At 63.9% G+C, this 25,214-nt stretch carries 22 protein-coding genes and 1 tRNA gene; 15 read left to right on the forward strand and 8 right to left on the reverse strand.

The genetic code is table 11. The features are described 5' to 3' along the window. Window positions 1-50: 50 nt before the first annotated feature. The gene (locus tag ABEH27_RS21360; RefSeq protein WP_346615466.1) at window positions 51-1,130 is read right to left on the reverse strand and encodes a patatin-like phospholipase family protein; all 1,080 of its coding nucleotides are present in this window, start codon (window positions 1,128-1,130) and stop codon (window positions 51-53) included. Window positions 1,131-1,284: 154 nt separating this feature from the next. Between ABEH27_RS21360 and ABEH27_RS21365 the strand changes: the two genes are divergently transcribed. The 5 genes from ABEH27_RS21365 (at window position 1,285) to ABEH27_RS21385 (ending at window position 5,256) form a co-directional block, all read left to right on the forward strand. Further along, on the forward strand, window positions 1,285-1,593 hold the full coding sequence (locus ABEH27_RS21365; RefSeq protein WP_346615467.1) for a PepSY domain-containing protein: 309 nt from the start codon (window positions 1,285-1,287) through the stop codon (window positions 1,591-1,593). Continuing rightward, a complete protein-coding gene (locus ABEH27_RS21370; protein ID WP_346615468.1) occupies window positions 1,593-1,907 on the forward strand; it encodes a PepSY domain-containing protein in 315 nt (104 codons plus the stop codon). Before ABEH27_RS21365 ends, ABEH27_RS21370 begins: the two co-directional genes overlap by 1 nt. After that, window positions 1,908-2,576, forward strand: coding sequence for a response regulator transcription factor (locus ABEH27_RS21375; protein WP_346615469.1), 669 nt, complete (start codon window positions 1,908-1,910; stop codon window positions 2,574-2,576). Beyond that, window positions 2,573-3,892 (forward strand): sensor histidine kinase, encoded by a 1,320-nt coding sequence (locus ABEH27_RS21380; protein WP_346615470.1) that lies wholly within the window; start codon window positions 2,573-2,575, stop codon window positions 3,890-3,892. Before ABEH27_RS21375 ends, ABEH27_RS21380 begins: the two co-directional genes overlap by 4 nt. 206 nt (window positions 3,893-4,098) lie before the next feature. Further along, window positions 4,099-5,256 carry an HPP family protein gene (locus tag ABEH27_RS21385; RefSeq protein WP_346615471.1) on the forward strand — a complete coding sequence of 386 codons (1,158 nt, stop codon included), beginning with the start codon at window positions 4,099-4,101 and terminating at the stop codon, window positions 5,254-5,256. On the opposite strand, the gene ABEH27_RS21390 is transcribed toward ABEH27_RS21385, so the two are convergent. After that, a complete protein-coding gene (locus ABEH27_RS21390; protein WP_346615472.1) occupies window positions 5,230-6,096 on the reverse strand; it encodes a LysR family transcriptional regulator in 867 nt (288 codons plus the stop codon). The genes ABEH27_RS21385 and ABEH27_RS21390 overlap by 27 nt on opposite strands. Before the next feature lie 180 nt (window positions 6,097-6,276). Between ABEH27_RS21390 and ABEH27_RS21395 the strand changes: the two genes are divergently transcribed. After that, window positions 6,277-8,166, forward strand: a complete 1,890-nt coding sequence (locus ABEH27_RS21395) for a propionyl-CoA synthetase (protein WP_346615473.1) — start codon at window positions 6,277-6,279, stop codon at window positions 8,164-8,166. A gap of 92 nt (window positions 8,167-8,258) precedes the next feature. Here the strand turns inward: ABEH27_RS21395 and zapE are convergent, their stop codons facing one another. Then, entirely contained in the window at window positions 8,259-9,344 is a 1,086-nt protein-coding gene (gene zapE, locus ABEH27_RS21400) for a cell division protein ZapE (RefSeq protein WP_346615474.1), read from the reverse strand. 105 nt (window positions 9,345-9,449) lie between these two features. Then, a complete protein-coding gene (locus ABEH27_RS21405; RefSeq protein ID WP_346615475.1) occupies window positions 9,450-9,692 on the reverse strand; it encodes a hypothetical protein in 243 nt (80 codons plus the stop codon). Between the two features lie 269 nt (window positions 9,693-9,961). On the opposite strand from ABEH27_RS21405, the gene ABEH27_RS21410 reads away from it, so the two are divergent. Continuing rightward, window positions 9,962-10,036, forward strand: a tRNA-Gln gene (locus ABEH27_RS21410). Window positions 10,037-10,285: 249 nt separating this feature from the next. Here the strand turns inward: ABEH27_RS21410 and ABEH27_RS21415 are convergent. From ABEH27_RS21415 to ABEH27_RS21425, 3 genes are read right to left on the reverse strand one after another with little or no spacing between them, the layout of a single operon-like run. Continuing rightward, complete coding sequence (locus ABEH27_RS21415; protein WP_346615476.1) at window positions 10,286-12,673, reverse strand: response regulator; 2,388 nt, start codon at window positions 12,671-12,673, stop codon at window positions 10,286-10,288. A gap of 14 nt (window positions 12,674-12,687) precedes the next feature. Continuing rightward, complete coding sequence (locus ABEH27_RS21420) at window positions 12,688-13,149, reverse strand: response regulator (RefSeq protein WP_346615477.1); 462 nt, start codon at window positions 13,147-13,149, stop codon at window positions 12,688-12,690. 15 nt (window positions 13,150-13,164) lie between these two features. After that, complete coding sequence (locus ABEH27_RS21425) at window positions 13,165-15,435, reverse strand: ATP-binding protein (RefSeq protein ID WP_346615478.1); 2,271 nt, start codon at window positions 15,433-15,435, stop codon at window positions 13,165-13,167. A 265-nt stretch (window positions 15,436-15,700) separates the two neighbouring features. Here ABEH27_RS21425 and ABEH27_RS21430 point away from each other — a divergent pair, with 265 nt between their 5' ends. The 7 genes from ABEH27_RS21430 to ABEH27_RS21460 are packed head-to-tail and all read left to right on the forward strand — an operon-like array spanning window position 15,701 to window position 22,065. Next, window positions 15,701-16,243 carry a spore coat U domain-containing protein gene (locus tag ABEH27_RS21430; protein ID WP_346615479.1) on the forward strand — a complete coding sequence of 181 codons (543 nt, stop codon included), beginning with the start codon at window positions 15,701-15,703 and terminating at the stop codon, window positions 16,241-16,243. A 30-nt stretch (window positions 16,244-16,273) separates the two neighbouring features. Continuing rightward, a complete protein-coding gene (locus tag ABEH27_RS21435) occupies window positions 16,274-16,810 on the forward strand; it encodes a spore coat U domain-containing protein (protein WP_346615480.1) in 537 nt (178 codons plus the stop codon). 19 nt (window positions 16,811-16,829) lie between these two features. Continuing rightward, the gene (locus tag ABEH27_RS21440) at window positions 16,830-17,363 is read left to right on the forward strand and encodes a spore coat protein U domain-containing protein (protein ID WP_346615481.1); all 534 of its coding nucleotides are present in this window, start codon (window positions 16,830-16,832) and stop codon (window positions 17,361-17,363) included. 9 nt (window positions 17,364-17,372) lie between these two features. After that, window positions 17,373-17,876, forward strand: a complete 504-nt coding sequence (locus ABEH27_RS21445) for a spore coat U domain-containing protein (RefSeq protein ID WP_346615482.1) — start codon at window positions 17,373-17,375, stop codon at window positions 17,874-17,876. Window positions 17,877-17,914: 38 nt separating this feature from the next. Further along, a complete protein-coding gene (locus tag ABEH27_RS21450; protein WP_346615483.1) occupies window positions 17,915-18,691 on the forward strand; it encodes a molecular chaperone in 777 nt (258 codons plus the stop codon). A 60-nt stretch (window positions 18,692-18,751) separates the two neighbouring features. After that, entirely contained in the window at window positions 18,752-21,097 is a 2,346-nt protein-coding gene (locus ABEH27_RS21455; protein WP_346615484.1) for a fimbria/pilus outer membrane usher protein, read from the forward strand. Continuing rightward, window positions 21,094-22,065, forward strand: coding sequence for a spore coat U domain-containing protein (locus ABEH27_RS21460; RefSeq protein ID WP_346615485.1), 972 nt, complete (start codon window positions 21,094-21,096; stop codon window positions 22,063-22,065). Before ABEH27_RS21455 ends, ABEH27_RS21460 begins: the two co-directional genes overlap by 4 nt. Window positions 22,066-22,166: 101 nt before the next feature. Here ABEH27_RS21460 and ABEH27_RS21465 read toward each other — a convergent pair whose 3' ends face one another. After that, window positions 22,167-23,315, reverse strand: a complete 1,149-nt coding sequence (locus tag ABEH27_RS21465; RefSeq protein WP_346615486.1) for a M14-type cytosolic carboxypeptidase — start codon at window positions 23,313-23,315, stop codon at window positions 22,167-22,169. A gap of 384 nt (window positions 23,316-23,699) precedes the next feature. Here ABEH27_RS21465 and ABEH27_RS21470 point away from each other — a divergent pair, with 384 nt between their 5' ends. Further along, window positions 23,700-24,851 carry an MFS transporter gene (locus ABEH27_RS21470; RefSeq protein ID WP_346615487.1) on the forward strand — a complete coding sequence of 384 codons (1,152 nt, stop codon included), beginning with the start codon at window positions 23,700-23,702 and terminating at the stop codon, window positions 24,849-24,851. Window positions 24,852-25,214 lie beyond the last annotated feature (363 nt).

A 25,214-nucleotide genomic window follows, 5' to 3' on the forward strand; every position in this document is an offset into this window, starting at 1 on the left:
TTTATAACTCTGCGTGAATCAGTAATGCGCGCAGTCTACCAGCATGGCCGTTACAAGGCTTGCAGGCGTTCATGCAACCGCCCGGTGGCGATCAGTTCCAGCAACTCGTCGCCCAAGCGCTGGCTCTCGGCAATGGCTTTGTACCAGTAGCGCTTGCGGCTGGCGGCATCGCCCATGAAGCGCTTGAAGTCGTTGCGGTCGGGCAGCTTGCCGAAGGGCAGGGCGGCCAGGTACTGCGGCGACGGCGTCATTAGCAGCACGTTTTGCAGGCGCGTGGCGTCGCCCCTGCGCCAAGGCAGGGCCTTGTCGAACCAGCCGGGCACCACCTTGTCGGTGAAATGCGGGTAGAGCACCAGGTCGTCGCCGCGGTAGGGCAAGTCGAGGTGGTAGTCGAGCAGGCCACCGTCGCGGTAAGTGCCGCTGCCAACGCCTGGAATGTCACGCACGCCTTCCATCACCATCGGGATCGACCCAGACGCCAGCAGGGCATGGCGCAGGTTGCCCAGGGCCAATGGCAAGCAGCGTGATGGGAAGTCGGTGAGTGCATCGAGCGGCGGCGCAGCGCGCGCGTCGTGCAGGATGATGCGCTCGAAATGCCGGGCCAGGCGCGCGCGGCCCAGCAGGTTGCTGGCGATCACCGAACCCAGGCCCATTCCCAGGCGGCCGCGGTGGTCGTGGGCCAGTTGGCCATGGCTTTTGACCACCAGGATATTCAGGCGATAGTGCGGGTTGGCGAGGATCTGCCCGTCGCGGCCCTGCAGCAGGTCGTCGAGCATGCGTTGGCAGCTGCGGCTTATGCCGGCCGGCGTGACGCCCTTGGCGAAATCTTGTTCGGTATACAGCTCGCCCAGGCGCCGCAGGCCTTCGACCGGGTCGTCAAGGCAGGCGCTGGCGAAGCGCCAAGAGCCGATCGAGGCCCCGATCAAGGCCCGCTGGCGTGGCGCCGAAGGCAGCCATTCACCGAACAGTGCAAGGTCCAGGCCCTGGATGCCCAAGGGCTTGGGCCCACCCGCCGCACCCGGCAGCACGCCCACATCAGCTGCCTGCAGGCCGCGTTCACGGATTTGCTGCAAGGCACGCTGGCCGGCCTTGAAGGTCAGGGCGGGAAATTTGATATGGATAGCGCTCATTGGACTCCAGGGCTTGTAGGCGCGGGCTTGCCGGCGAAGCAGGCAACGCAGTTTACCTGCGCTATCATGGCGCCAGTTGTTTTCAGGTTGAGTTAAGGACCGGTGGATAATCTTAACCCCGTAGACAAATTACACATCTCGATGGAGAGAACCCATGAAAACTTTGACTGCCCTGTTCACTGCCGCTGCGCTTGCTTTGGGTGCCAACGTTGCCCTGGCCAAAGACGTCCAGCCTGACGAAGTGGTCAAGCTGGTCAACGCCAAGACCATCAAGTCGCTGGATGAGCTCAAGGCCGCCGCCGTAGCCAAGCACCCAGGCGCCACCGTCACCGATTCAGAGCTGGAAAACGAGTACGGCCGCTACATCTACAAGGTCGAGCTGCGTGACCAGCAGAACGTCGAGTGGGACGTCGATCTGGATGCCAAGACCGGTGAAGTACTGAAGGACGAACAGGACCGCTGATGATCCACTTATCCCGGCCGGCGCGTTACCTGGCGTTATCGCTGCTGGCCGTCTGCTCCCTGGCCGCGGCCCGCGACCTGGACCAGGATGAAGCCCTGCAGCTGCGCCAGAAGGGCATCATCCTGCCGCTCGAACAACTGCTCGAGACCGCCCTGGGGCGCTACCCCGGGGCGCGTCTGCTGGAGGCCGAGCTGGAAGAAGACGATGATCGCTACGAATACGAAGTCGAGCTGTTGACCCCGCAAGGGGTGGTGCGCGAGATCAAGCTCGACGCCAGTACCGGCGCCCTGCTCAAAGACGAGGAAGACGACTGAATGCGCCTGTTGCTTGTCGAGGACAACGTACCCCTGGCTGACGAGTTGATCGCCGGCCTGCAGCGCCAGGGCTATGCCGTGGACTGGTTGGCCGATGGCCGTGATGCGGTGTACCAGGGCCAGAGTGAGCCCTACGACCTGATCATCCTCGACCTCGGCCTGCCGGGGTTGCCGGGCCTGGAGGTGCTGGCGCAGTGGCGTGCAGGCGGCCTGGCCACGCCGGTGCTGATCCTCACCGCACGCGGCTCCTGGGCCGAGCGCATCGAGGGCCTCAAGGCCGGTGCCGATGATTACCTGAGCAAGCCGTTCCACCCTGAGGAACTGCAACTGCGCATCCAGGCCTTGCTGCGCCGCGCCCGGGGCTTGGCCAACCAGCCCAGGCTCGAAGCTGCCGGCCTGCACCTGGATGAAAGCCGTCAGTGCGTGAGCCGCGAGGGGGTAGACATCCAGCTCACTGCCGCCGAGTTTCGGCTGTTGCGTTATTTCATGCTGCACCCGCAGCAGATTCTGTCCAAAAGCCACCTGGCCGAGCACCTGTACGACGGCGAAACCGAGCGCGACTCCAATGTGCTTGAAGTGCACGTCAACCACCTGCGCCGCAAGCTCGGCCGCAGCGTCATCGAAACCCGCCGCGGGCAAGGCTACATCTACGCCGGGAGCGCCGCGTGAAGTCGATCCAGGCACGCCTGAGCCTGGGCCTGGTGGCCGTGCTGGTGGTGGTGGGCGTGGTGCTCGCCCAGCTCACCTTGTGGCTGTTCGAGGCCGGCTTGCAGCGCTACCTGGAAAACGGCCTGCGCAAGGAAAGCGAGAACCTGCTGGTGGCGCTGGTGCGTGGGCCATCGGGCTTGCAGCTGGATGAGCGGCGCATTTCCGCGGCCTATCAACGGCCATTCTCCGGCTATTACTTCCGCATCGATTTCGACCAGGGTACCTGGCGTTCGCGCTCGCTGTGGGACCTTGATATGCCCAAGCCCTCTGCGCCGGGGCTTTCCGACAGCCACGAACTCGGCCCGGAAGGGCAGCAGTTGCTTGCCTTGCGGGCTGACTATCGGCGCTTGGGGCAGGACATCTCGATCAGCGTGGCCCAGGACTATTCGCCTGTGCGCGAGGGCTTCCGGCGCCTGCAGCAGATCGGCCTGGGCATGGGGCTGGTGGCGTTGATCCTGGTGCTGGTGCTGCAGCGCATTACCGTCACCCGCTCGCTGCGCCCGCTGGAGCGTGCGCGCCAGCAGATCGCCCAGTTGCAGCAAGGCCAGCGCTCGCAACTCGATGCCGAGGTGCCCAGTGAGCTGGCGCCGCTGGTGGGGCAGATCAACCACTTGCTCAGCCATACCGAAGACAGCCTGCGCCGCTCGCGCAATGCGTTGGGCAACCTTGGCCATGCGCTGAAGACGCCGCTGGCGGTGCTGCTGAGCCTGGCGTCCAGCGAGCGTCTCAAGGACTTGCCCGAGGTGCGTGCGCAACTGCGTGAACAACTGGAGCAGATCCAGCAACGCCTGGCCCGTGAGTTGAACCGGGCGCGGCTTGCCGGCGATGCGCTGCCTGGGGCGCAATTCGACTGTGATGCCGAGCTGCCCGGGTTGCTGGCCACCTTGGGCATGATTCATGGCGAAGGGCTGTTGCTCGAACGTGATGTGCCGCCGGGCTTGCTGCTGCCGTGGGACCGCGAGGACGTGCTGGAGCTGCTCGGCAACCTGCTGGACAACGCCTGCAAGTGGGCGGACAGCGAGGTGCGGCTGGGTATCGTGTCTACTGCCGACGGGTACCGGTTATGGGTCGACGACGATGGCCCAGGCATTCCTGAAAGCCAGCGCTTGCAGGTGCTGGAGCGGGGGTCGCGGCTGGATGAGCAGGTCGAGGGGCACGGCCTGGGGTTGGGTATCGTGCGCGATATCGTCGATGCCTGGGGCGGCCGCCTGGCCTTGCTGGAAAGCCCGCTGGGCGGTTTGCGGGTGAGCATGGAACTGCCGCGCAAGGCGCGTTGATTCGGCAAGCGTGCGTATCAGCACTGCAAAAATATTGCAGTGCAGCCGCATTTTTTTGAATTGGCCCAAGCCTACCGCCTACCGGCACAATCCCCCTCACGAAACCCTGCGGTTTCCATCTCTCCACGGACGGAGCCCCCTAAGGGCCCAGGCCAATCCGGCTGGGCTTTCTTTTTAATCAAAAAAACACGAACACGATCATTCCAATGTCTGCCTTGCGTTCCGAAAGTCGTCTGCAGCGGCTGTTGCCGGCGCCCCTGAATATCCCCCCCAAACAATGGTTGCGTGCTGGCCTCGGCGCACTGCTTGGCCTGTTCCTCGCCGGTTGGTTGACCAGCATGGTCTATGGCCCCGGCATTGCCCTGCACCTGCTGGGCCCGCTGGCGGCATCGGCGGTGCTGGTGTTCGCCGTGCATTCCGGGCCGCTGGCTCAGCCGTGGCCGGTATTGGGCAGCTATGCCCTGGCCGGCGCTGTGGGCCTGGCCATGCGCGAGGGCTTCGGCCCGCAGCTGTGGGTCGCCGCCGCGGCGCTGGGCATTTCGATCCTGGTGATGTGCCTGTTGCGCTGCCTGCATCCGCCGGGTGGCGGCGTGGCGGTGAGCGCTGTGCTGGCCGACTCGGGGCTTACGGCGCTGGGCGACCACCTGCTTGAGCCAGTGCTGCTCAACGCGTTGATCCTGGTGGCGGTGGCAGTCGTATACAACCGCCTGACCGGTGTGCGTTACCCCAAGGGCGCGGCGCCGCGCAAAGACCTGCATCACACCCATGACCCATTGCCCAGCGAGCGGGTCGGGGTGAGTGGTGCAGACCTGGACCAGGCATTGGAAGAGATCGGCGAGTACGTCGACGTCACCCGCGACGAACTGGAGCGCATCATCCTGGCCACCGAGCAGCACGCCTTGCAGCGCAGCCTGGGTGGCATCACCGCAGCCTCGGTGATGTCCCGCGATGTGCAGTTCGCCGCGCCGGACACCACCCTGGAACAAGCCTGGAAGATGCTCACCAGCCATCACCTGAAAACCTTGCCAGTGCTGCAAGCGGGCAAGCTGGTGGGCATCGTCAGCCTCAGCGACCTGGTTGGCCCGGCCATGCAGCGTGGCCAGTTCAGCTGGCGGCAGCTGTTCGGGCGCAAGGCAGTGCGCATGGAGCAGGTGATGAGCCGGCGAGTGGTCAGTGTCGGCAGCCAGCATCCGCTGGAGCGCTTGCTGCCGCTGCTGTGCGAACAAGGCCTGCACTGCCTGCCGGTACTCGATGGCGAGCAGCTGGTTGGGGTGATCACCCAGACCGACCTGATTGCCGGCCTCAAGCGCCAGTTGCTCAGCGATGCCGGGCGCGTTTCAGATCAGCGGGTCCCAGCGTTGTGACCAATCGCTGGCGCCGGCAGCCACCTGCCGGCGCAGCACCGCGAAGGCTTGTTGCAAGGCCTCGCTGTCACGCTCGCGGGGGTACACCATGAACGTCGGGTAGGTGAACTCCGGCGCTTGCGGTACCCGCTCGAACACGCCGTTGTCCAGGTACGCCTGCACAACGCGGGTACGGAAATAACCGCTGCCGCCCTGGTCGAGGATGAACTGCAAGGCCAGCGGCCCGAGGTTGAAACTGAGCGCCGGGCGCGCGCAGTCGGGCAGGGCAGCATCGTGCTGGCGGCGGAACGCCTCGCCCCAGTCGATGTAGATATACGGTTCGGGCTGATCGACCCGGCGTATGCGGATCAACTTCTCTTCCATCAACTGCTCCACCTGCAGGCCCGGGCCGTAGGTTGGCTGGTACACCAGCGCGGCGTCCAGCAGGCCCATCTGCACCTTGCGCAGCAGCGATTCACCGTCGCTCACCTCGCTGCGGATGGCGTGGCTGGGTAGCTCGCGGTGCAGCGCGCTGACCCAGTCGAGCAGCATCGGGTTGCCCAAGCTTACCTCTGCGCCCACGTGCAGCACCTGCTGGCAGCCTTGAGGCAGCGGCAAGTCGCGGCGCGCCGCCTCCCATGTTTGTACCAGCTGGTTGGCATAGCTGACGAAGGCTTCACCGTCGCTGGTCAGGCTGGCGCCGTTGCGGCTGCGCACGAACAGTTGGCAGCCGAGCTGTTGCTCAAGGCGTTGCACGCGGGCGGTGATGGCCGTCTGCGACACGAACAGGCGCTCGGCGGCGGCGACCAGGCTGCCGCAACGCACGATTTCCAGAAAGGTTCGGGCCTGCTCGATATCCATGGGCTGCTCTGTGGCTTGAAGGGGCGCCTATTCTACGGCCTTTGCACTGTTATGGGGCGGCTGCGCGCTCCCTGCAAATGTGCATATGCGTTGTGACTTTAGTCCCATGGCGGGCCCGGCGTGGCGGTCCATACTCAGTATTCGCCCTTCAATAACAACAAGTACCGGGTTGCCATCAACATGACTTACCAGCACAGCTACGCCCACTCCATTGCCGACCCTGCCGCCTTCTGGGCAGAGCAGGCCGATCACCTGGCCTGGTACCGCAAACCTTCCCTGACCCTGCAGGAAAACCCCGACGGCACCCACCAATGGTTTGCCGATGGCCGCCTGAACAGTTGCTACCTGGCCCTTGATCGGCAGATCGAGCTGGGCCGTGGCGAGCAGGCGGCGTTGCTCTACGACTCGCCGGTAACCGGCGTGCAGCAGGCGTTCACCTTTTACCAGCTGCGTGACGAAGTGGCGCGCCTGGCCGGCCTGCTGCGCCAATTGGGGGTAGGCAAAGGGGATGGGGTAATCATCTACATGCCGATGGTGCCCCAGGCCGCCATGGCCATGCTTGCCTGTGCGCGGATCGGTGCGGTGCACTCGGTGGTGTTTGGCGGTTTCGCTGCCAACGAACTGGCCCTGCGTATCGACGATGCGCGGCCAGCGCTGCTGCTGACGGCATCCTGTGGCCTGGAGTTCGACCGGGTGATCGAGTACAAGCCGCTGGTCGATCGCGCCCTGCAACTGGCTCGCCACCAGCCCCGGCATGTGTTGGTGCTGCAGCGGCCCCAGGCCCGCGCCCCGTTGCAGCCCGGCCGCGACCTGGACTGGCAGGAGGCGCTGGCGGGTGCCGAGCCGGTGCCCCCCGTGGAGCTGGCTGCCGCTGACCCGCTGTACATCATGTATACCTCCGGCACCACGGGCAAACCCAAGGGTATCGTCCGTGAAAACGGTGGCAACGCGGTGGCGCTCTGTTATGCCATGCGGCACATCTATGGCATGCAGGCCGGCGATGTGTGGTGGGGCATATCTGATGTCGGCTGGGTGGTGGGCCATTCGTTGATCGTCTACGGGCCGTTGATGAGCGGCTGCACCACGGTGTTCTACGAAGGCAAACCGATCCGCACGCCGGATGCTTCGGCCTACTGGCGAGTGGTTGAACAATACAAGGTCAACGCGTTGTTCTGCGCACCGACCGCCATGCGCGCCATCCGCAAGGAAGACCCGGACGGCGAACTGATCCGTAACCATGACCTCAGCTCGTTGCGCCAGTTGTTCCTGGCCGGGGAGAAACTCGACTCCAGCACCCATGAATGGCTGGAGCGGGTCACTGGCAAACCGGTACACGACCACTGGTGGCAGACCGAAACCGGCTGGCCGGTCACCGCGCCTTGCGTGGGCCTGGACGGCAGCGCGGCGCGGCCGGGGTCGAGCAACCGTGCGGTGCCGGGTTACCACGTGCGCGTGCTGGATGACGACGGGCACTTGCTGGGCCCGAACCACCAGGGCGCCATTGTCATCGCACTGCCGCTGCCGCCCGGGTGCAGCCAGACCTTGTGGGGCGACCACGAACGTTACCTGCAAGCGTATCTGCGCACCTACCCCGGTTACTACCATACGGGCGATGGCGGCTACCTGGATGACGAAGGTTTCGTCTACATCATGGGCCGTACCGATGATGTGATAAACGTGTCGGGTCATCGCCTGTCCACGGGCGAGATGGAGGACCTGGTGGCGCGCCACCCTGCAGTGGCCGAGTGCGCGGTAATTGGTGTGCATGACCAGATCAAGGGGCAGGTGCCGCTGGCGCTGGTGGTGCTCAAGGATGGCGAGGGCATCAGCGAGGGGCAGCTGCTGGTCGAACTGGTGGGCAGGGTGCGCGAGGAGATAGGTGCGCTGGCGTGTTTCAACCGTGTGCGGTTGGTGAAGCGCCTGCCCAAAACCCGTTCCGGGAAGATCTTGCGCGCGGTGCTGCGCAAGATCGCCGATGGGCAGGCGTATATGCCGCCATCGACGCTGGATGATCCGGCGGTGCTGGGGGAGATCGAGGCGGTGCTGGCGGATTTGCCTCGGGCGGGTTGATGGGTGGCCTTGCTGGCCTCTTCGCGGGCAAGCCCGCTCCTACAGGGGCGGCGCAGCCTTTGCGGGGCGGGCTCGCCCGCGATGGGGCTTGTTCAGCCAGCGGAGCTGTCAGGCCCAACCTGATGCAACTGCCCCAAGCGGCTACGCGTACGCATCAGGTCGGCAATCGCCCCACCCAGGCTGTCCTCCAGCGGCCGACGCCCGATCACCGTCACCTGCCGGTCCTGGTCATACAGCACATCCACCAGGTTGACGAAGCGCTGCTGCGCCGCCAGTGAGCATTCCGACAGGTCATCCAGCCCGTCGATGATCCATGCGTCGTACTGCCCGGCAAGCACCAGGTAGTCGATCACCGCGGTGGGCTGTTCGCACAGGTCGTCGAACGCGAACATCACCTGCCGGCCGTCACTGCTCAGCGCACGCACGTTGCGTTTGTTCACTTCCAGCATGATCGGCTGCGGGTCCGGCACATTCAGCGCCTGGCGCTGCGCCGCATCGCCCGGCCAGGCATAGTGCCCCTGGGTAAACCGCTGGTGCTCACGGTTGGCCGGCAAACTGCGAAAATCCGTGTCTCCGCCCACCTCGAGCACCTCCATGCGCCCCTCGATCAGGCGAATCACCGGCAGGAAGCGTTCGTGGTACAGCGGGTTGGGCAGCAGCCCCGCTGGCGCGTAGTTGGAGGTCACCAGCAGGAAGATGCCGCGTGCGAACAAGGCGTTGAACAGGCGGGTGAGCAGCATGGCATCACCGATGTCATGCACGTGGAACTCATCGAAGCACAGCACCTGGCAGTCGCCCAGCAGCTCATCCAGGGTCGCGCCCAACGCATCGTCCAGCAGCCGGTGGCGGTGCATGCCCTGGTGCAGGCGGGCGAAAAAATCATGAAAGTGCAGGCGCCGTTTGGCGTCGACGGGTACGGCCTGGAAAAAACCGTCGAGCAGCCAGCTTTTGCCGCGGCCCACCGAGCCGTACAGGTACAGGCTGCGCGGCTCGCCACCTGGCAAACGCGCAAGCTGCTCGGCCATGCTGTGAATGACCCGCCGCTGGCCATCGCTGAGCTGATAGCCGCGGCTGCGTGCTTTATCTTCAAACCACGCAAGCAGTTCACTCTGGGCGGGTGAAGCGGTGCGCAGGCGTTGGCCGAGTTGGCGTAGCGGTGAAGGGATCCAGGCAGACAAAAGCGAAACTCCTCGGGCGAAGGAATGGCAGGCTGCAGCTTGCCCGAGCTATGCGTATTTGACTAATGGAAAAAATGCGACGGATCTATCGCCTGGCCAGATACGTCATACTTTGCGCTCCAGCTGGCGCTCGATCATGTATTTGACGGTCAGGCGGCGTTCCTTGAGTTGGCGCAGGTCGTCATCCTGGAAGTTGCCCGCCGAAATCGACTCGGCAGCCAGCACCTGGTTGTCGATGTCGATGTACTCGTCGAGCAGGCGGTCGAGGGTCTTGTCCTGCTGGCGCCGCTGCTGGACGATTTCGCGGGGGTAGTGCAGGTCCTGGTACAGGTCGTGGGAAACAGGCATGGCGTCCTCCTTGGTCAATGCAGATTGCTTATCTGATTGGAAGGGCGGAATGCGATTGTGTTGAAGCGAAGCGGCGGAAAACCGACGGGTGGTCGCCCAGCACTACGCTTTACCGCCTCCAAACACTAACTTGCTGTTTTAAAGCATTTTTTTTGCTTCAGGGGGTTCACAGGTCGAAAGATTGTTGTTAAAGTGCCGCGCATTCCAAGACAACAACCCAGTTGTCACTCAGTTGGAATGGTCAGAGCAGCTAACGCTGCATCCGATACAGGGGCGTCGCCAAGCGGTAAGGCAGCAGGTTTTGATCCTGCCATGCGTTGGTTCGAATCCAGCCGCCCCTGCCATTTTTCAAATACGTATTTCAACCCGGTGCAGATCATCTCGGCGCTGGGTTTTGTCGTTTCCGTCGTTTGCGCTGGCCGCTTCGCGAATCAACCCGCTCTCATTGAACCAACGCTAACTTACTGATTGGGCGGGGATCCTGTAGGGGCGGCGCTCCCACAGGGCCAGCGTCGCCCTCAAGCGCAGCGCTGTCCCTGTAGGAGCGGGTTTACCCGCGAAGGGCCGGTGAGGGCAACATCAATTACCTGGGATTACCTGGCGACCCTCAACAGCTCATCCAGCACCCGCGCCAGCTCTTCAGCCTGCACCGGCTTCTGCATCACAAGGCTGTCGGGCAACTCCAGCCCCTGCAACTCCGCATACCCGGTCAAGAACACCACCGGCAATAGCGGATGCCGTTCGCGTGCTGCGTGGGCCAACTGGGCGCCGTTGAATTCGGGCATGGCAAAGTCGGTCAGCAACAGGTCGATCTCTTCGTCCAGCAAGGCCAGCGCCTGTTCGCCGTTGTGCGCCTGGCGCACCTGGTAACCGTACTGGCGCAGCACATCGCCGAGCATGTCGCGCACCAGGTGGTCGTCATCCACCAGCAGCACCGTACGGTCGCGGCCGCTGTCGCTGGCCGACTGCAAGGCAGCCGGTATCACAGGTTCAGCCGCCACCTCGTGCTTCACCGCCGGCAGGTAAACGGCCACCTGGGTGCCATGCCCCGGCTCGGTATCGATACGCACGCCGCCACCGGACTGCTTGGCAAAGCCGAACACCTGGGCCAACCCCAGCCCCGAGCCTTTGCCGATGTCCTTGGTGGTGAAGAACGGTTCGAACACCTTGGCCACCACTTCCTCGCTCATGCCGCAGCCGGTGTCGCGGATGCTCAGCATCACGTACTCGCCCGGTTCGGGGTCTTCCGGGCGTTGCGGGCGTGCGTCGATCCGCGTGTTGCGGGTCGCGAGGGTCAGTTGGCCACCTTCGGGCATGGCGTCACGCGCATTGATCGCCAGGTTGAGGATGATCATTTCGGTCTGGGTCGGGTCGGTCAGCGCTTGCCACAGGCTGTGGTCCAGGTCCAGGCGGACCGACACGTTGCCGCCCAGGGTGCGGCGCAGCAATTCCTCCAGGCCGCTCAACGTGCGGTTGAGGTTGAGCGGCACCGGCTCCAGGCGCTGACGGCGAGAAAAGGCCAACAGTTGCGACGTCAGTTTTGCGCCCCGCTCACCGGCTTCGCGAATGTGCGTAAGGCGCGTGCGGGCTTTGGCCAGGTCATTCTTGCCCAGGTCCCGCTCAAGAAAGCTGGCGCCGGTGAGGATGACCGTGAGCAGGTTGTTGAAGTCGTGGGCGACGCCGGCCGTCAGCTGCCCGACCGCTTCCAGCCGCTGCATCTGCTGCAGTGCCGCCTCGATGCGCTCGCGCTCGGTGATCTGCTCGCGCAGGCGGTGGTTGGCTTCGGCCAGGCCCAGGGACGCTTCGCGCTCGCTGGTAATGTCGCGCGCGACCACATACAGCAGCGTGTCTTCCGGCACCACCACCCAGGACAGCCAGCGCAGCTGGCCACCGGCATGCTGGATGCGGCCGACGAAGCGGGCACTGGTGCGGCCATGGGCGAGGGCGGCCAGCTCGGTCAGCAGCGACTCCTGGTCGGCTTCGGGCAGCAGGTGCAACAGCGAGGTCTGGCTCAGGCGCTCCCGCGAAAAACCCAGGCTGGCTTCCCAGGCAGGGTTCAAGGCCACCGGGGTCAGGTCCTTGTTGAGCACCGCCAGCAAGTCCTGGGACAGCTCCCAGGCGCGGTCACGCTCGCGGGTGCGGCGCTCGACCCGTTCGCCGAGCATTTCGTTGAGCTGCTTGAGTGCCTGGGTGGCCAGGCGTTGCGTGTGGATGTCCTGCAGCACGCCAGAAAAGCGCGTGCACTGGCCATCGACAAACTGGCTCTGGCCGCTGCTGAGCAGCCAGCGCGGTTCCATGCCATTGGGCTGGGCGATGCGGAACTCGACCCGGTACAAGCCGTCGCTGTCCGGGCGCATGGCGTGTTGCACCGCCTCGCGCACCCGCGGCACGTCGTCGGGGTAAATGCCGGCGTAGAACACATCCAGGGTCATTTCGGTGTCGACCGGCAGGCCGAACAGGGTTTTGCAGCGGTCGTCCCAGACCAGCAGATCCTCATGCGGCCGGAAGTCCCAGGTGCCCATGCCGGCGGCATCGATGGCAATGCGTGCGCGTGCCTCGACATCCGCCAGCGCTTCCTCGGCACGGCGCCTGCGCTGGCGCTCGTGTACTTCAGTAAGCGCCCGGCGCACGGCCTTGGGCAGCAGGGGCAGGTTTTTCTTCAGCACATAGTCGGTGGCACCCAGGCGGATCATCTCCACCGCATGCTCTTCACCGTAGATGCCGGACAGGTAGATGAACGGCGTGTCGGGCGCCAGGCGCTGGGCGATGGCCAGCACCTCGGTGCCGGACGAGCCGGGCAGCACGCAGTCGCAGAGGATCAGGTCATAGCTGGTTTCGCGCAGGGCGTGCTCGGCGGCGATGTGGTCGAACACCAGCCGCGATTGCACCAGCAACCCGCTGCGCTCAAGGCTCAGCAGGGTCAGCTCGGCATCCATCGAGCTGTCTTCGACCATCAGTAGTTTGAGCGGCGTTGGCTGCATCTTCGCGGCGGGCCTCAGTTGCTGCCACGCCGGTTCAGGCGCAGGGAGCCGGGTGGGGGTTCGTTGAGCACCGCCCAGAATATGCCAAGGTCGGAGATCGCCGCGACGAACTCCCTGAACTCCACGGGCTTGACCACGTAGGCGTTGACCCCAAGCTCATAGGCGCGCAGCAGGTCGGGCTCCTCGCGCGAGGAGGTCAGCATCACCGTCGGGATGCTCCGTAGCTCCGCCGTGGCGCGTACTTCCTTGAGCACCTCCAGGCCATCGACCTTGGGCAGCTTCAGGTCCAGCAGCAAGACCGCTGGGTTGCCGTCGTCGCGGTCGGCATAGGCATTGCGGCGCAGCAGGTAGTCGAGGGCGTCGGCGCCGTCGCGCAAAACGATGACCTCATTGGCCAACTGGCTGCGTTCCAGGGCCAGGAGGGTAAGCTCCAGGTCCCTGGGGTTGTCTTCGACCAGCAGGATAGGTTTGAGCATGATCTTTCGGGTGCCTCAGGTGTTCTCTGGATGACGGGGTAGGGTGAAATGAAAACTGGCGCCTTGGTCGACCTGGCCTTCGGCCCACACCCGGCCGTCGTGGCGCTCGATGATCCGGCGCACGCTGGCCAGGCCGATCCCGGTGCCCTCGAAGTCTTCCATGCGGTGCAGACGCTGGAACACGCCAAACAGCTTGTTGGCGTAGGCCATGTCGAAACCGACACCATTATCGCGAATATAGACCTCGGTTTCATCGGCGTGTTGCCGCGCGCCGATCTCGATGCGCGCCGGCTCACGCCCACGGGTGTATTTGATGGCGTTGGCCACCAGGTTGTGCAGCGCCAGGTTGATGAAGGCCGGGTCGGCGATCACCTTGGGCAGCGGCGCGACCTCCCAGACGATCTCGCGGCCCTCATAGTCCGGTGCCAGCTCCTGGCGGATGGCCTCGACCAGGGCATTGAGGTCGACATCCGACAGGCGCAGCGCCGAACGGCCCATCTGCGAGAAGTTGAGCAGGTTGTCCACCAGGCTACCGGCGAACTGCGCGGCTTCGGAGATGTGTGTGAGGAAGCGCCGGCCCCGTTCGCTCAGGCCTTGGCCTTCGATTTCACCGAGCAGTTCGGTGTAGCCGGCGATATGCCGCAACGGCGCGCGCAGGTCGTGGGACACGCTGTAGGAAAACGCTTCGAGCTCCTTGTTCGAGCGGCGCAGTTCGTTGGCCAGTTGCGCCAGCTCTTCGGCCTTGCGCAGCACTATACCGAGCACGGCAGTGCGCAGCTCCACCACACCCTCGAGGGTCAGCGGATCCCAGGGTTCGCAGTAGCCGCTGAGCTGTTCCTGCCAATGCTCGAAGCTGTGCCGCGGGTTGAGCGCGCCCTGCGGGCTGAGCTGCTTTTCGGGGCGGCCGGCCCAGTTGACCGTGCGCACCTGCTCGGGGCGGAACCACAGCAGGTAGTGGGAATGGATCTGCGAAATGGCCACCGCCAGCACGCCACCGGCATGCTCGGCCAGTTCCGGCAACTCGTCGATGTCCCGGCACACATTGTCGCTATGGAACACCGTTTCGCCATCGCGCTGGCCCAGCCAGTGCACCAGGGCGTTTACCTGGGCTTCAGGGGGCGTCTGGCCGAACAGGTCACAACGCTCGGCGGAAATCACCGCCGCGCCGCTGGCCCCGGCGAACGCCAACAGTACCTCGGGCAACGCCCGCAGGCCGTCGCTGACGCTGTCATGGTCAGCCATGGAGGAGATCATCCGCACGATGTGCTGGCGCAGGTCGAGCAGTTTTCGCGTATTGGCATGGGACTCGCGCGACTCGATCTGCAACGACAACACGCTGGCCAGCAGCTCGCAGGCGGTGCGGGTGCGCAGGTCGACCGGGCGGGGCTGTTGGTGGTGGCACGAGACCAGCCCCCACAGCTGGCCATCGACCACGATCGACAGTGACATCGAGGCCAGGGTGCCCATGTTGCGCATGTACTGCAGGTGCACCGGCGAAACACTGCGCAATGCGGCGAACGTCATGTCCAGCGGCTTGCCGGTGCGCGGGTTGGCGGCCGGTACCAGCGGTGAGGGCTGGTAGTCGGCATCCTCGATCACGCGGATGCGGTTTACCCGGTACAGCTCGCGGGCCTGGCGGGGGATGTCGGACGCAGGGAAGCACAGGCCGAGATACTGTGGGTAGCCGTCGTCAGCCACTTCGGCCAGCACCTCGCCGTTGCCTTCGGCATCGAAGCGGTAGGCTTTGACCCGGCCAAAGCCGGTGATGCGCTTGATCTGCAGGACGGTCTGCTGCAGCAGCTCTTGTAGGTTGCTCGCGTTGTTCAGGCTGCTGACGAAGCCGCGCACCAGCGGGTAGTAGTCACCCTGGTCGTTGATGCCAGCGGCCTGGCGCAAGGGTTCGAACTCGGCGATCAGCACCTGGTCATGGCGGTGGGCGAGCAGGCGCAGCTTGCCGGTATCGAGCGCGCCATGGCGCAGGCCTACATCGCCGATGTGGAACGGGAACACATCGTCGTTGGGCAGGCGCTCAAGGTGGGTACGCAGGTCGAAATTCTCGCTGACCACGTCGGCGAAGGCACAACCCACCAGCGCCTGGGCGGGCACGCCCAGCCAGCGCTCGACATTTTCGCTGGCCTGGAGGATGCGCATGTCCTGGTCGTCGAGCACCAGCATGAAACCGTGGGGCTGGATGCTGCCGGGTACCTGGATCGGTTCCTGGGCACAGCGTTCCACGGCTTCGGCGAGTGCGATGTCTGCGGTCGTCAATGAATACGCTCCTGTCATGTTCGTCCATGCATGGCGCGCATGCGTGTGATGCCGACCGGTTGGTCGCTGTGCACCGTACCAGAATGCGCACGGCTTTGCCGGCCTATGGCCATTGGAGGCATTGAACGTGCGTGGGTTCGGTGTGCTTGAGAAAAATCTTGAGGGTTGTTGCTTCAGCCCGTTAAGCCTTTGTTATTACTCCCAAAGAATGGCGCCTGGCGATCACGCCTGCGCCCCCGGCTGCTACGCTCAAAATCAGAACACATGTAACAAGGAACGTGAAGTGACGGAACGCTTTCTGGCCGGGCTGTTGGGCCTGTGGTTGAGCGGCAGTTTGTTGAGCAGCAGTGCCGTAGCGGCGGACTTCCTCGTCGAGGTGCGGGTCCAGGTGCAGCGGGGCTGCATGCTGATCAATCAGCAGCGCGATGCGGGCGCACAGGCCCTGGGTCGTATCGACCTGGGCGCTGCCGCACGTCTGGATGGCCCTGGCGCCCCGCTGAGTGGCGTGCTGCTGAACCAGCGCCCGCCACGGCTGGAATGCAACCCCGACACGCACTACCAGGTGCGCGTTGATGGCGGCCAGCACGGCGGCGCCGGTGAGCTGCGCTTTCTGGCCAGTGAAGACACCCAGGCCCGGCCCATTCCTTACCGCCTGTACCGCGACGCCGCCTGGCGCGAGCCGGTGGCCGTGGGCGAACCGCACGCCGCACGCGTGCCCGACAGCGGCACGGTCGAACTCCCGCTCTACGCCCGCATCGACAAGCTGGCCTGGGTACCGCGTGCGGGCCAGTACGCCGACCTGCTCAAAGTCACGGTCACCTGGTAGCGAGGCCACCATGCACAAGGACGTCACGCCATGAACCGCACTTCGATCCTGCTGCTCAGCCTTGGCCCTCTGCTGTTGCCTGCTGGCACCGCCCATGGCACCACGACCGGCTTCATCCAGGCGCGCCTGGTAATCAGCGCTGCCTGCCAGATCAGCAGCGGCGACCAGCCGCCCGCGACCCTCGGTAACCCCGGGTTGATGGACTTTGGCGAGCGCGGCCCGAACTGGGACCAGCCGCTGCGCAGCCGAGTGGACGAAGCGGGCGGCGAGGGCAGTTTGCAGATCAGCTGCACGCCACAGGTCAGGGCCTTCAACGTGCGCATCAATGGCGGCCTCAATGGCAACGACGGTGTGCGCAGGCTGAGCAACGGCCGCGAACTGATCCCTTACCAACTGGCGGTCGACCCGGGCGGCAACAGCCGTTACGGCATCGGCCAGGCCCGCGCCTTCACCATCAGCAGTACCGAGCAAGTCCCGATTCCGATTTACGGCGTGGTGGTGGCGCAGCCGCGCGCACTGCCGGCCGGGCTGTACCGCGACACCCTGAGAGTGACCCTGGACTGGTAAACAACGCAAGGAGACTCCGATGCGAACGAACCTCACCCACTGCATCCTCGCTGGCCTTGGCCTGGCGTTGGCATCCCACGCCCAGGCCGCCACGGTGACCGGGACCATCAGCTCGACCCTGACGCTGATATCGGCCTGCCAGGTCAATGGCACCACAGGTACCTCGGGGCTGAACTTCGGTACCCTCAGTTTCGGCACCCAGGAGGCGCTGTTCACCACGGCCAACGGCCAGGTGCTGGGCGGTGGCGGCGGCGCCATGAGCATCCTCTGCTCGGCCGGCACGGTGCCAGCGATCCGCGTGCGCGCGGGCGCCCATGATGGCGCATCGAGCGGTGGCACCCGGGCGCTGGCCGACGGCGCCGGCAACTTCGTACCGTACGACTTCTATACCGACACCGGGCGTACCCAACTGCTGGCCATCGACGGCACCATCACCCTGCCGACCAGCACCGGCGTGGCCCAGACCGTCAACCTCTACGGCCAGGCACGCGGCAAGGCCGGCCTGCCGGCCGGGGTCTACACCGACACGGTGGCTGTCGAGCTGTCGTTCTGAGCCGCGGCGATGCGCCGTTGGCTTGGCGGCTGTGTCACGGGGGTTGGGCTGTTGCTGGCAACGCCAGTGAACGCCGCGACCAGCAGCACGTTCCAGGTTTCGGCGACGATCACCGCAGGTTGCTTGGTGGTGGGCGGTGTCACCAGCTATGGCGTGCTCAATTACGGCACGCAATCGGCGCTGTCGACCGGAATTCTCAGTACCTCGTTGGGGGGGACCACCGTGACCTTTCAATGCACGCCGGGGGTCAGCCTGAGCATGAGCCTGGACGGCGGGCAGAACGCCGCCAGCGGCACGCGCTACCTCAAACGCAGCGGCGGCACCCAGGTGCTGGCCTATCAGCTTTATCAGGATGCGGGCTACAGCCAGAGCCTGGGCATCGGCCAGAGCGCAGTGGTGAGCTACAGCGACCCAACCGCGATCAAGCTGCCCGTCTATGGGCGTACCCAACTGACCGGGACGCTTCCCGCAGGCACCTATACCGATGTAGTGCAAGTGACGGTGACCTGGTGAGACAACCGGGCCCCAGACATTAGACCAAGGAGAGCGGCATGCGGGCAGGCGCGAAGTGGGCGCAGGGTTTGATCGGGTTATTGCTGCTGGCGAGCTTGCCAGCGGGGGCGGCGACTTCAGTGCTTATCTGGCCGATCGATCCGGTACTGGAAGCGGACCAGAAGGCCGGTGCGCTGTGGCTGGAAAACCGCGGCACGGCCCCGGCCAGCCTGCAGGTGCGGGTGTTCGCCTGGCGCCAGGGTAATTATGAAGAACAATTCCAGGCGCAGCGCGAGATCATCGGCAGCCCGCCGGTGGCCACCATCGCCCCGGGGCAGAAGCAATTGATCCGCCTGACCCGCACCGGCAGCTCGCCGGCCGGCCAGGAGCAAGCCTACCGCATCATCATCGACGAAATCCCTTCGCCACTGCCAACGGACAACGCCAACCAGGGCGCCACGGCGGCGATTCGCCTGCAGATGCGTTATTCGGTGCCGCTGTTCGTCTACGGCGAAGGCCTGTGGGGCAAGCCGGACCCGGAAGGCAAACGCAGCGCCAGTGGCGTCGGCAAGCCGCAGTTGAGCTGGCGGCCGGTGACGGTGCAGGGCAAACCCTATGTCGAATTGCGCAACACCGGCCCGGTGCACGCGCGCCTCACGGACGTGGTGGTGCAGCAGGGTAGCCAGGCCAAACCCTTGGCCGAAGGCCTGCTCGGCTATGTGCTGCCCGGCGCCAGCATGCGCTGGCCAGCGCCGGTGGTACCCAACAGCAGTGGCGTACTGAAAGGGAGGGTGAACGGCCAGGAGGCTGCCGAAGCGATCCGCCAGGGGCAATGAGCCCGAAACTGATTGATGTTCTGGGGCCAGGGAGGACCCGGCAATGGTCGGAATCCGTGTGTGAAATGGCTGTCGCGGGCAACGCGCCGCTGGTACCTGGGGTTGGCCGTATTGGGCCCCAGCCTGGCTGTGGCCGACGACCTGCCGCCGCCGCCCACCGAAGCCGCCGCCACCGCCGATGCCACGCTGTACCTCGACCTGTTGGTGAACCAGGTGCCCAGGGCTGAGCTGGTGCCCGTCCAGCAACGGGCTGGCCGGCTGTTCCTCGACAGTGAAGTGCTGCGTGCGGCCGGCATCGCGCTGCCGGGTGCGCCGGAAGGTGAAGTGGCGCTGGACGGCGTGGCGGGCCTGCACACCGACTACGATAGCCAGAACCAGCGCCTGCTGCTGCAAGTACCGCCCGCGTGGCTGCCGGACCAGCAGGTAGGCGACCGCAACCTGTACCCGGCCAGCGATGCGCGCAGCAGTTTCGGCGCGCTGTTCAACTATGACCTGTACCTGAACGACACCGACGACGGCGGCACCTACCTGGCCGCCTGGAACGAGCTGCGCCTGTTCGACAGCTGGGGTACCTTCGCCACCACCGGCCAGTGGCGCCAGTCGTTCAACGGCGCGGTCACCGACGACAGCCGCCAGGGTTTCCTGCGTTATGACACCACCTGGCGCTTCACCGACGAGCAGCGCTTGCTGACCTACGAGGCCGGCGATTTCGTTACCGGTGCCTTGCCCTGGACCAGCTCGGTGCGTGTCGGCGGCCTGCAGCTGTCGCGGGATTTTGCCGCGCGCCCGGACCTGGTCACCTATCCCTTGCCGGCGTTCGCTGGCGAGGCGGCAGTGCCCACCTCGCTGGACCTGTTCATCAACGGCTACAAGTCCAGCACCACCGAGTTGCAACCTGGGCCTTACACACTGACCAACGTGCCGTTCATCAACGGTGCGGGCGAGGCGGTGGTGGTGACCACCGACGCCCTGGGCCGGCAGGTGTCCACCACGTTGCCGTTCTATGTCACCAGCAGCCTGCTGCAAAAAGGTCTTTCTGACTTCACGGTGGCTGCCGGCAGCCTGCGCCGCGACTATGCCGTGCGCGATTTCAGCTACGGCCCCGGCGTGGCTTCGGCCAGCCTGCGCCATGGCGTCAGTGACTTCTTCACCCTGGAAAGCCACGTCGAAACCGCCGAGTCGCTGGTTCTCGGCGGCCTGGGCGGCAATATGCGTCTGGGCAATTTCGGTGTGCTCAACGCGGCCTTGGCGCAGAGCCAGTTCGACGGTGAAAAAGGCCATCAGGTCGCCCTCGGCTACCAGTACAACAGCCAGCGTATGGGCTTCAGTTACCAGCGCCTGCAACGCCATGGCGACTATGCCGACCTGAGCCGGGTAGACAGCCCCGACATGCGACTGAGCCAGCGCAGCGAGCAGGTCACCCTGAGCCTCAACCTTGACCGCTTCGGCAGTCTGGGTGCGGGTTACTTCGATGTACGGGCCGGTGACGGCACGCGCACCCGGCTGATCAACCTGAGCTGGAGCAAGCCGCTGTGGGGCAACAGCAGCATTTACCTGTCGGCCAACCGTGAGGTCGGCGACAGCCAGTGGGCGGTGCAGGCGCAATGGGTGATCCCCATCGACTTCAGCGGCACCCTGGCCCTGAGCATGGAGCGCAGCAAGGAAGGCGAAGACCTGCAGCGGGTCAACTACAGCCGTGCAGTGCCGGTGGGCGGCGGCGTGGGTTACAACCTGGGCTATGCCACCGGTGGCGACCGCGACGCCTACCGCCAGGCCGATGTCACCTGGCGCCTGCAGTCGGTACAGCTGCAGGCTGGCGTCTACGGCAACAGCGGCGAGATGACCCGCTGGGCCGACGCCAGCGGCTCGCTGGTGTGGATGGATGCGGGGGTGTTCGCCGCCAACCGCATCGATGATGCCTTCGTGGTGGTCAGCACCAATGGTTACGCCGATGTGCCGGTGCGCTACGAGAACCAGGAGATCGGCCGCACCGACAAAGGCGGCCATCTGCTGGTGCCATACAGCAGTGGCTACTACCGCGGCAAATACGAAATCGACCCCATGGACCTGCCGCCGGACGTGCTCGCGCCCAATGTGGAGCAGCGGGTTGCGGTGCGCCGTGGCAGCGGCTACCTGCTCGAATTCCCACTCAAGCGTGTGCTGGCCGCCAGCCTCGAACTGGTGGACGGCAACCAGCAGCCGCTCAAGCTGGGCAGCACGGTCATCCACCAGCAAAGCGGTAGCCAGGCGGTGGTGGGCTGGGATGGGTTGGTGTACCTGGAGAACCTGTCGCCGCACAACCGCCTGCAGGTGCAGCTGGAAGGAGGAGGGCAGTGCCAGGTCGAGTTCGATTTGCCGCAGGTGGAGGGCTCGATCCCCTTGATCGGCCCGTTGGTGTGCCGATGAACAGGGCACGATGTCGCCTGTTGCTGGCCACGCTGCTGCTGCCGGCAAGCTCGGCGTGGGCATTGTGCTCGTCGCCGGCGACCGCGCCTGCAGCGTTCGGCACCGTCAACTCGACGCTGGTGCGCAACGCCGTGCAAAATGCCTCGACGACCAATGCCGGGCTGCAATGCACGGGCTCGCTGTTGTCATTGCTGGTGAACAGCGATCACTTCTACCTCACCATTACGTCTGCGGGAACCGGGCTGCGGGGGCCGACCGGGGATGTCATCCCTTATACGATCTACGCCAATAACACCACCAGCTACCCCATCGCCCGTGGCACGCAGTTCGACTTCGCCCGCAACGGTCTGATCGATGCGTTGGGGCTGCTCAATGGCAACTCGCCCAAAACCGTGCCGCTGTATCTGAAGACGATGGTTGGCGCCAATGTCGCGGCGGGTGTGTACACCGAGACGCTGAACCTCGCCTGGGTGTGGGATTACTGTTCGGGCATCGGCCTGGGCAATATCTGCCTGGGCCGTGATAGAGGCTCAGGAAACCAGACCCTGACGGTGACCCTGACTGTCAGTAACGACTGCCAGATCACCACGCCCAGCATCAACTTTGGCAGTGCCCCGGTGGTGGCGGGCTTTGGTACGGTGAGCCAGGGCATCAGCTTGTCGTGCACCAAGGGCAGCAGCTATACGGTGGGGCTGGATGACGGCCAGAATGCGGCTGGCGGGCGCCGGCGGATGAAATCTGCGGCCAACAACTACCTGGCTTACGACATCTTCAAGAGCGCAGGTGCCGTGCGCTGGGGTTCGCTGACGAGTGCGAGAAGGTCAAGCAGCGATGCCGATGTGAACCCAGGCGTGGGCACCGGGACCGGCAGCCAGGTATTCAATTACAACGCCAAGGTCTATACCGACCAGGCCACACCGCCGGCCACGACTTATACCGATAACGTGATTCTCGATGTGCAGTTTTGACTGTGTGCGCCTGGGCCGGCCCTTCGCGGGCAAGCCCGCTCCTACAGCCAGCACGGCGGTGAACCTGTAGGAGCGGGCTTGCCCGCGAGAGGCAGGAACTGTCAGCGCAAATCGTCAACCATCTTCAGCAAGGTTCCCAGCACCGCCCCCGCCAACGCCTTCGACCGCTTACCCGACCAGCCGCTCACCGGGTTGGGCGCATCGTCATGGTCCTTGAACGGCATTTCCAGGGTCAGCGACAAGCAGTCATACGCCATCCCCACCGCATTGCACGCCAGCGTGGTGTTGGCCTGCCCCGGCTCATCACGTGTGTAGCCATACTTCGTCTGGAAGTCCGGCGTAACGCTGCACAACGTACTGCGGAACTGCTCCTCCAGCTTGGCCAGCCGCGGCGTATAGCCAGGGTTGCCTTCGCAGGCCGCCGTGAACACATGCGGGATTTCCTCATCCCCATGCACGTCGATAAACGCGTCCACCCCATATTGCTTCATCTGCGCCTGGGCAAAGAACACCTCAGGGCTCAGCTCGACACTGGCATCCTGCCAGGCCCGGTTGAGGTCTTTACCCTTGAAGTTGGTGCGCAGGTGGCCAAGGAATGCGCCATCGGGGTTCATGTTGGGGATCAGGTACAAGTCGGCTTTGGCCAGCAGTTGCTTGACGACGTCATCGTTCGCTTGCAGCCGATCGATCACACCCTCCATGAACCACTCGGCCATATGCTCGCCCGGGTGCTGCTGGGCAATCAGCCACAGCTTGCGCTTGCCCGCGCCACCGTTGCCGGCGCGCAGCAGGGGGATGTCGCGGCCTTGCACGCTGCGGCCATGGGCCAACAGCTCTACCCCTTCGATTTGCTGGGCACGTTCGATCAACTGGTTGTGGCGCGCGCGTGGGTAGGGCTCGAAGTAGGCGAACCAGATCTGCTCCTGCTCGGCCTTCACTTCAAAGGCCAGTGCCTTGCCATCGAACTGGCTGGGCACGCGGAACCAGGTGTGCTGGTCGTAGGAGGCCACGGCGTTATAGCCGGCCCAGGCGTTCTTGTAGGAGGACTCGCTGGCGTTGTCCAGGCTGAAGCGATGAACCTGACCGGGGGTGAGGCCGCTGACCTTGAAGTGGAACCACTGGAAGTGGCCGCTGTGAGTGTCCGGGCGGATGGCCAGGTGGACCTGCGCCGGGTTGCTGGCATCCAGTACCTGGATGTTGCCGGAATCAAAAGCGCAGTCGATCTGCAGGGGGGACAGCGTCACGGTCATTGGCGAGGCTCCTTGGGCTTTGTTGTGGGGGTACTGTACACCCCTTGATGGCCTGGAAGAACGTTCTTGTGCCGAGGGGTTGCTCTTCGGTTGGGTGGCAAGGCCTCGCAAGTTGAGCCGGACTCAATTATTTGGGAGAAGTCGTTAAATATAATAGTTGCTAAGAAAATTCCTACGCGTAGCTTTGACTTTTCCTTCAATGATTCTGCTTGTGCCGCTTGTCAAATAATCTACGATGAGGTCGCAAAAGTACGAATGGCTTCGAGGGGAGCGGGATGAAAAAAATAATAATTGGATCTCCTAAGCTAGAAGGTATACCACGGCTGGAATACTGCTGTGGCTAGGCCTTGTGTCTCGTTCGGGCATAAACTTGTCGTATTGCTTATGATGATCAGTTTGCTCGGGGTCTTTCCTCTAGATGTCATCCTGCCTTCCTTTCCTGACCTTGCAACAAGTTTTGATGTCAGTCTCAAGAGCATCGCTTTCTCGGTCAGTATCTTTGCTATAGGCGTAGCCATCTCGCAGGCAATCATTGGTCCGCTGTCGGATGTGGTAGGCAGGAAGCCATTGTTGATTGGAGGGCTTGCGGTTTCGGTAATAGGCTCGCTCGGTTGCGTGTTTTCCAAGGGTTACGAAAGTTTCATGATTTTTCGTCTGATCCAAGCCGTTGGGTGCGGCAGCTTCGTCTTGAGTCAGGTATTGGTGCAAGATGTTTACCCTGAAAAGCAGCAACATGTATTACGTATTCTAATGCTTACGCTGAGTGGCTTGCTTATTTCGCTATCACCCCTGGCAGGGGCTGTGTTGCAGCACTATCTAGGGTGGGAGGGGAGCTTCTATATCTTCAGTATCTTGGCAGTAATTGTACTTCTCATGTCCCTTTTGATATTACCTGAGCAGTCTGTGCAGTCTGTGCAGCCTGTGCGGGGTGGCATGCTGGTTAACCTTGGAAAGCTGGTGGCTGATCGAGGGTTTCTTGTCGGCTGTGCACTGTGTTCATTGGCCTTTAGCTGTCACTTTGTATTTATTGTTGTTTCGCCTTTGCTGTTGATTGGTGTGCTTGGGTTGGATGAGTTCATGTTTGGGGTTGTGTTTGTCGGCTACGGGGTGGCCTATGTGATCGGGGGGCTTGTGGCTAGGAAGTTGGCAGATATTTTACCTCTGCATACTCAAATAGGCTTTGGCCTGGCCATGATTGGCTTCGCGGGGCTGGTACTGTTCGTTTGGCAGCTTGTCGAGGAGTTGTCAGTATCAAGCCTGATGGTGCCTGTGGCGATTGGGACGATCGGGGTGGCGATAATCCGCCCATCGGCAACAAGTTATGCATTGAGAAGGCATTCTGAACGCGCAGGGGTCGCAACGTCGGCCAACAATATACTCCTGTTCGCTTCTGGAGGCGTTGTCAGCACGTTGATCGCGTCGATTGACCATGGATTGCCAAGCGTCTTGGCGTCGGTATTCACGGCGAGCAGCTTGGTTGGGGTGTGGCTGTTGTATTTTTTGAAGAGCAACGAGCGATCAGGGGGAGGCGCTTAGATGCCTGTCTTGCCTTTTGCGGTGATGCGCAAATCGAGCGCCGCCCGCGCGGCGCATCGCGGATAAATCCGCTCCCACATTTGTTGCAACGCGCCATAGCCTGATAGGCCATGGTTGTTGGCCTTGGCGCATGGCTGAAGAGTAGCGGGGCGCCGGCAGCGCCAGCCGAAAAATCGCGACGTGCCAACAAGGCTGGCAACTATGGCCCATCAGGCTATGGCGCGTTGCAACAAATGTGTAGATACCGTCTTGACCCTCACCCTGCAAGAGCGATTTTGGGATCAAACGGTATCCCCGACTTCACCACCCCGTAAACCAGGTGCAGCAGCTTGCGCATCGCCGCGCAAACGATCTGTTTGTAGG

It is taken from the genome of Pseudomonas sp. P39-UII1 (assembly GCF_039672635.1).
Lineage (GTDB): Bacteria > Pseudomonadota > Gammaproteobacteria > Pseudomonadales > Pseudomonadaceae > Aquipseudomonas.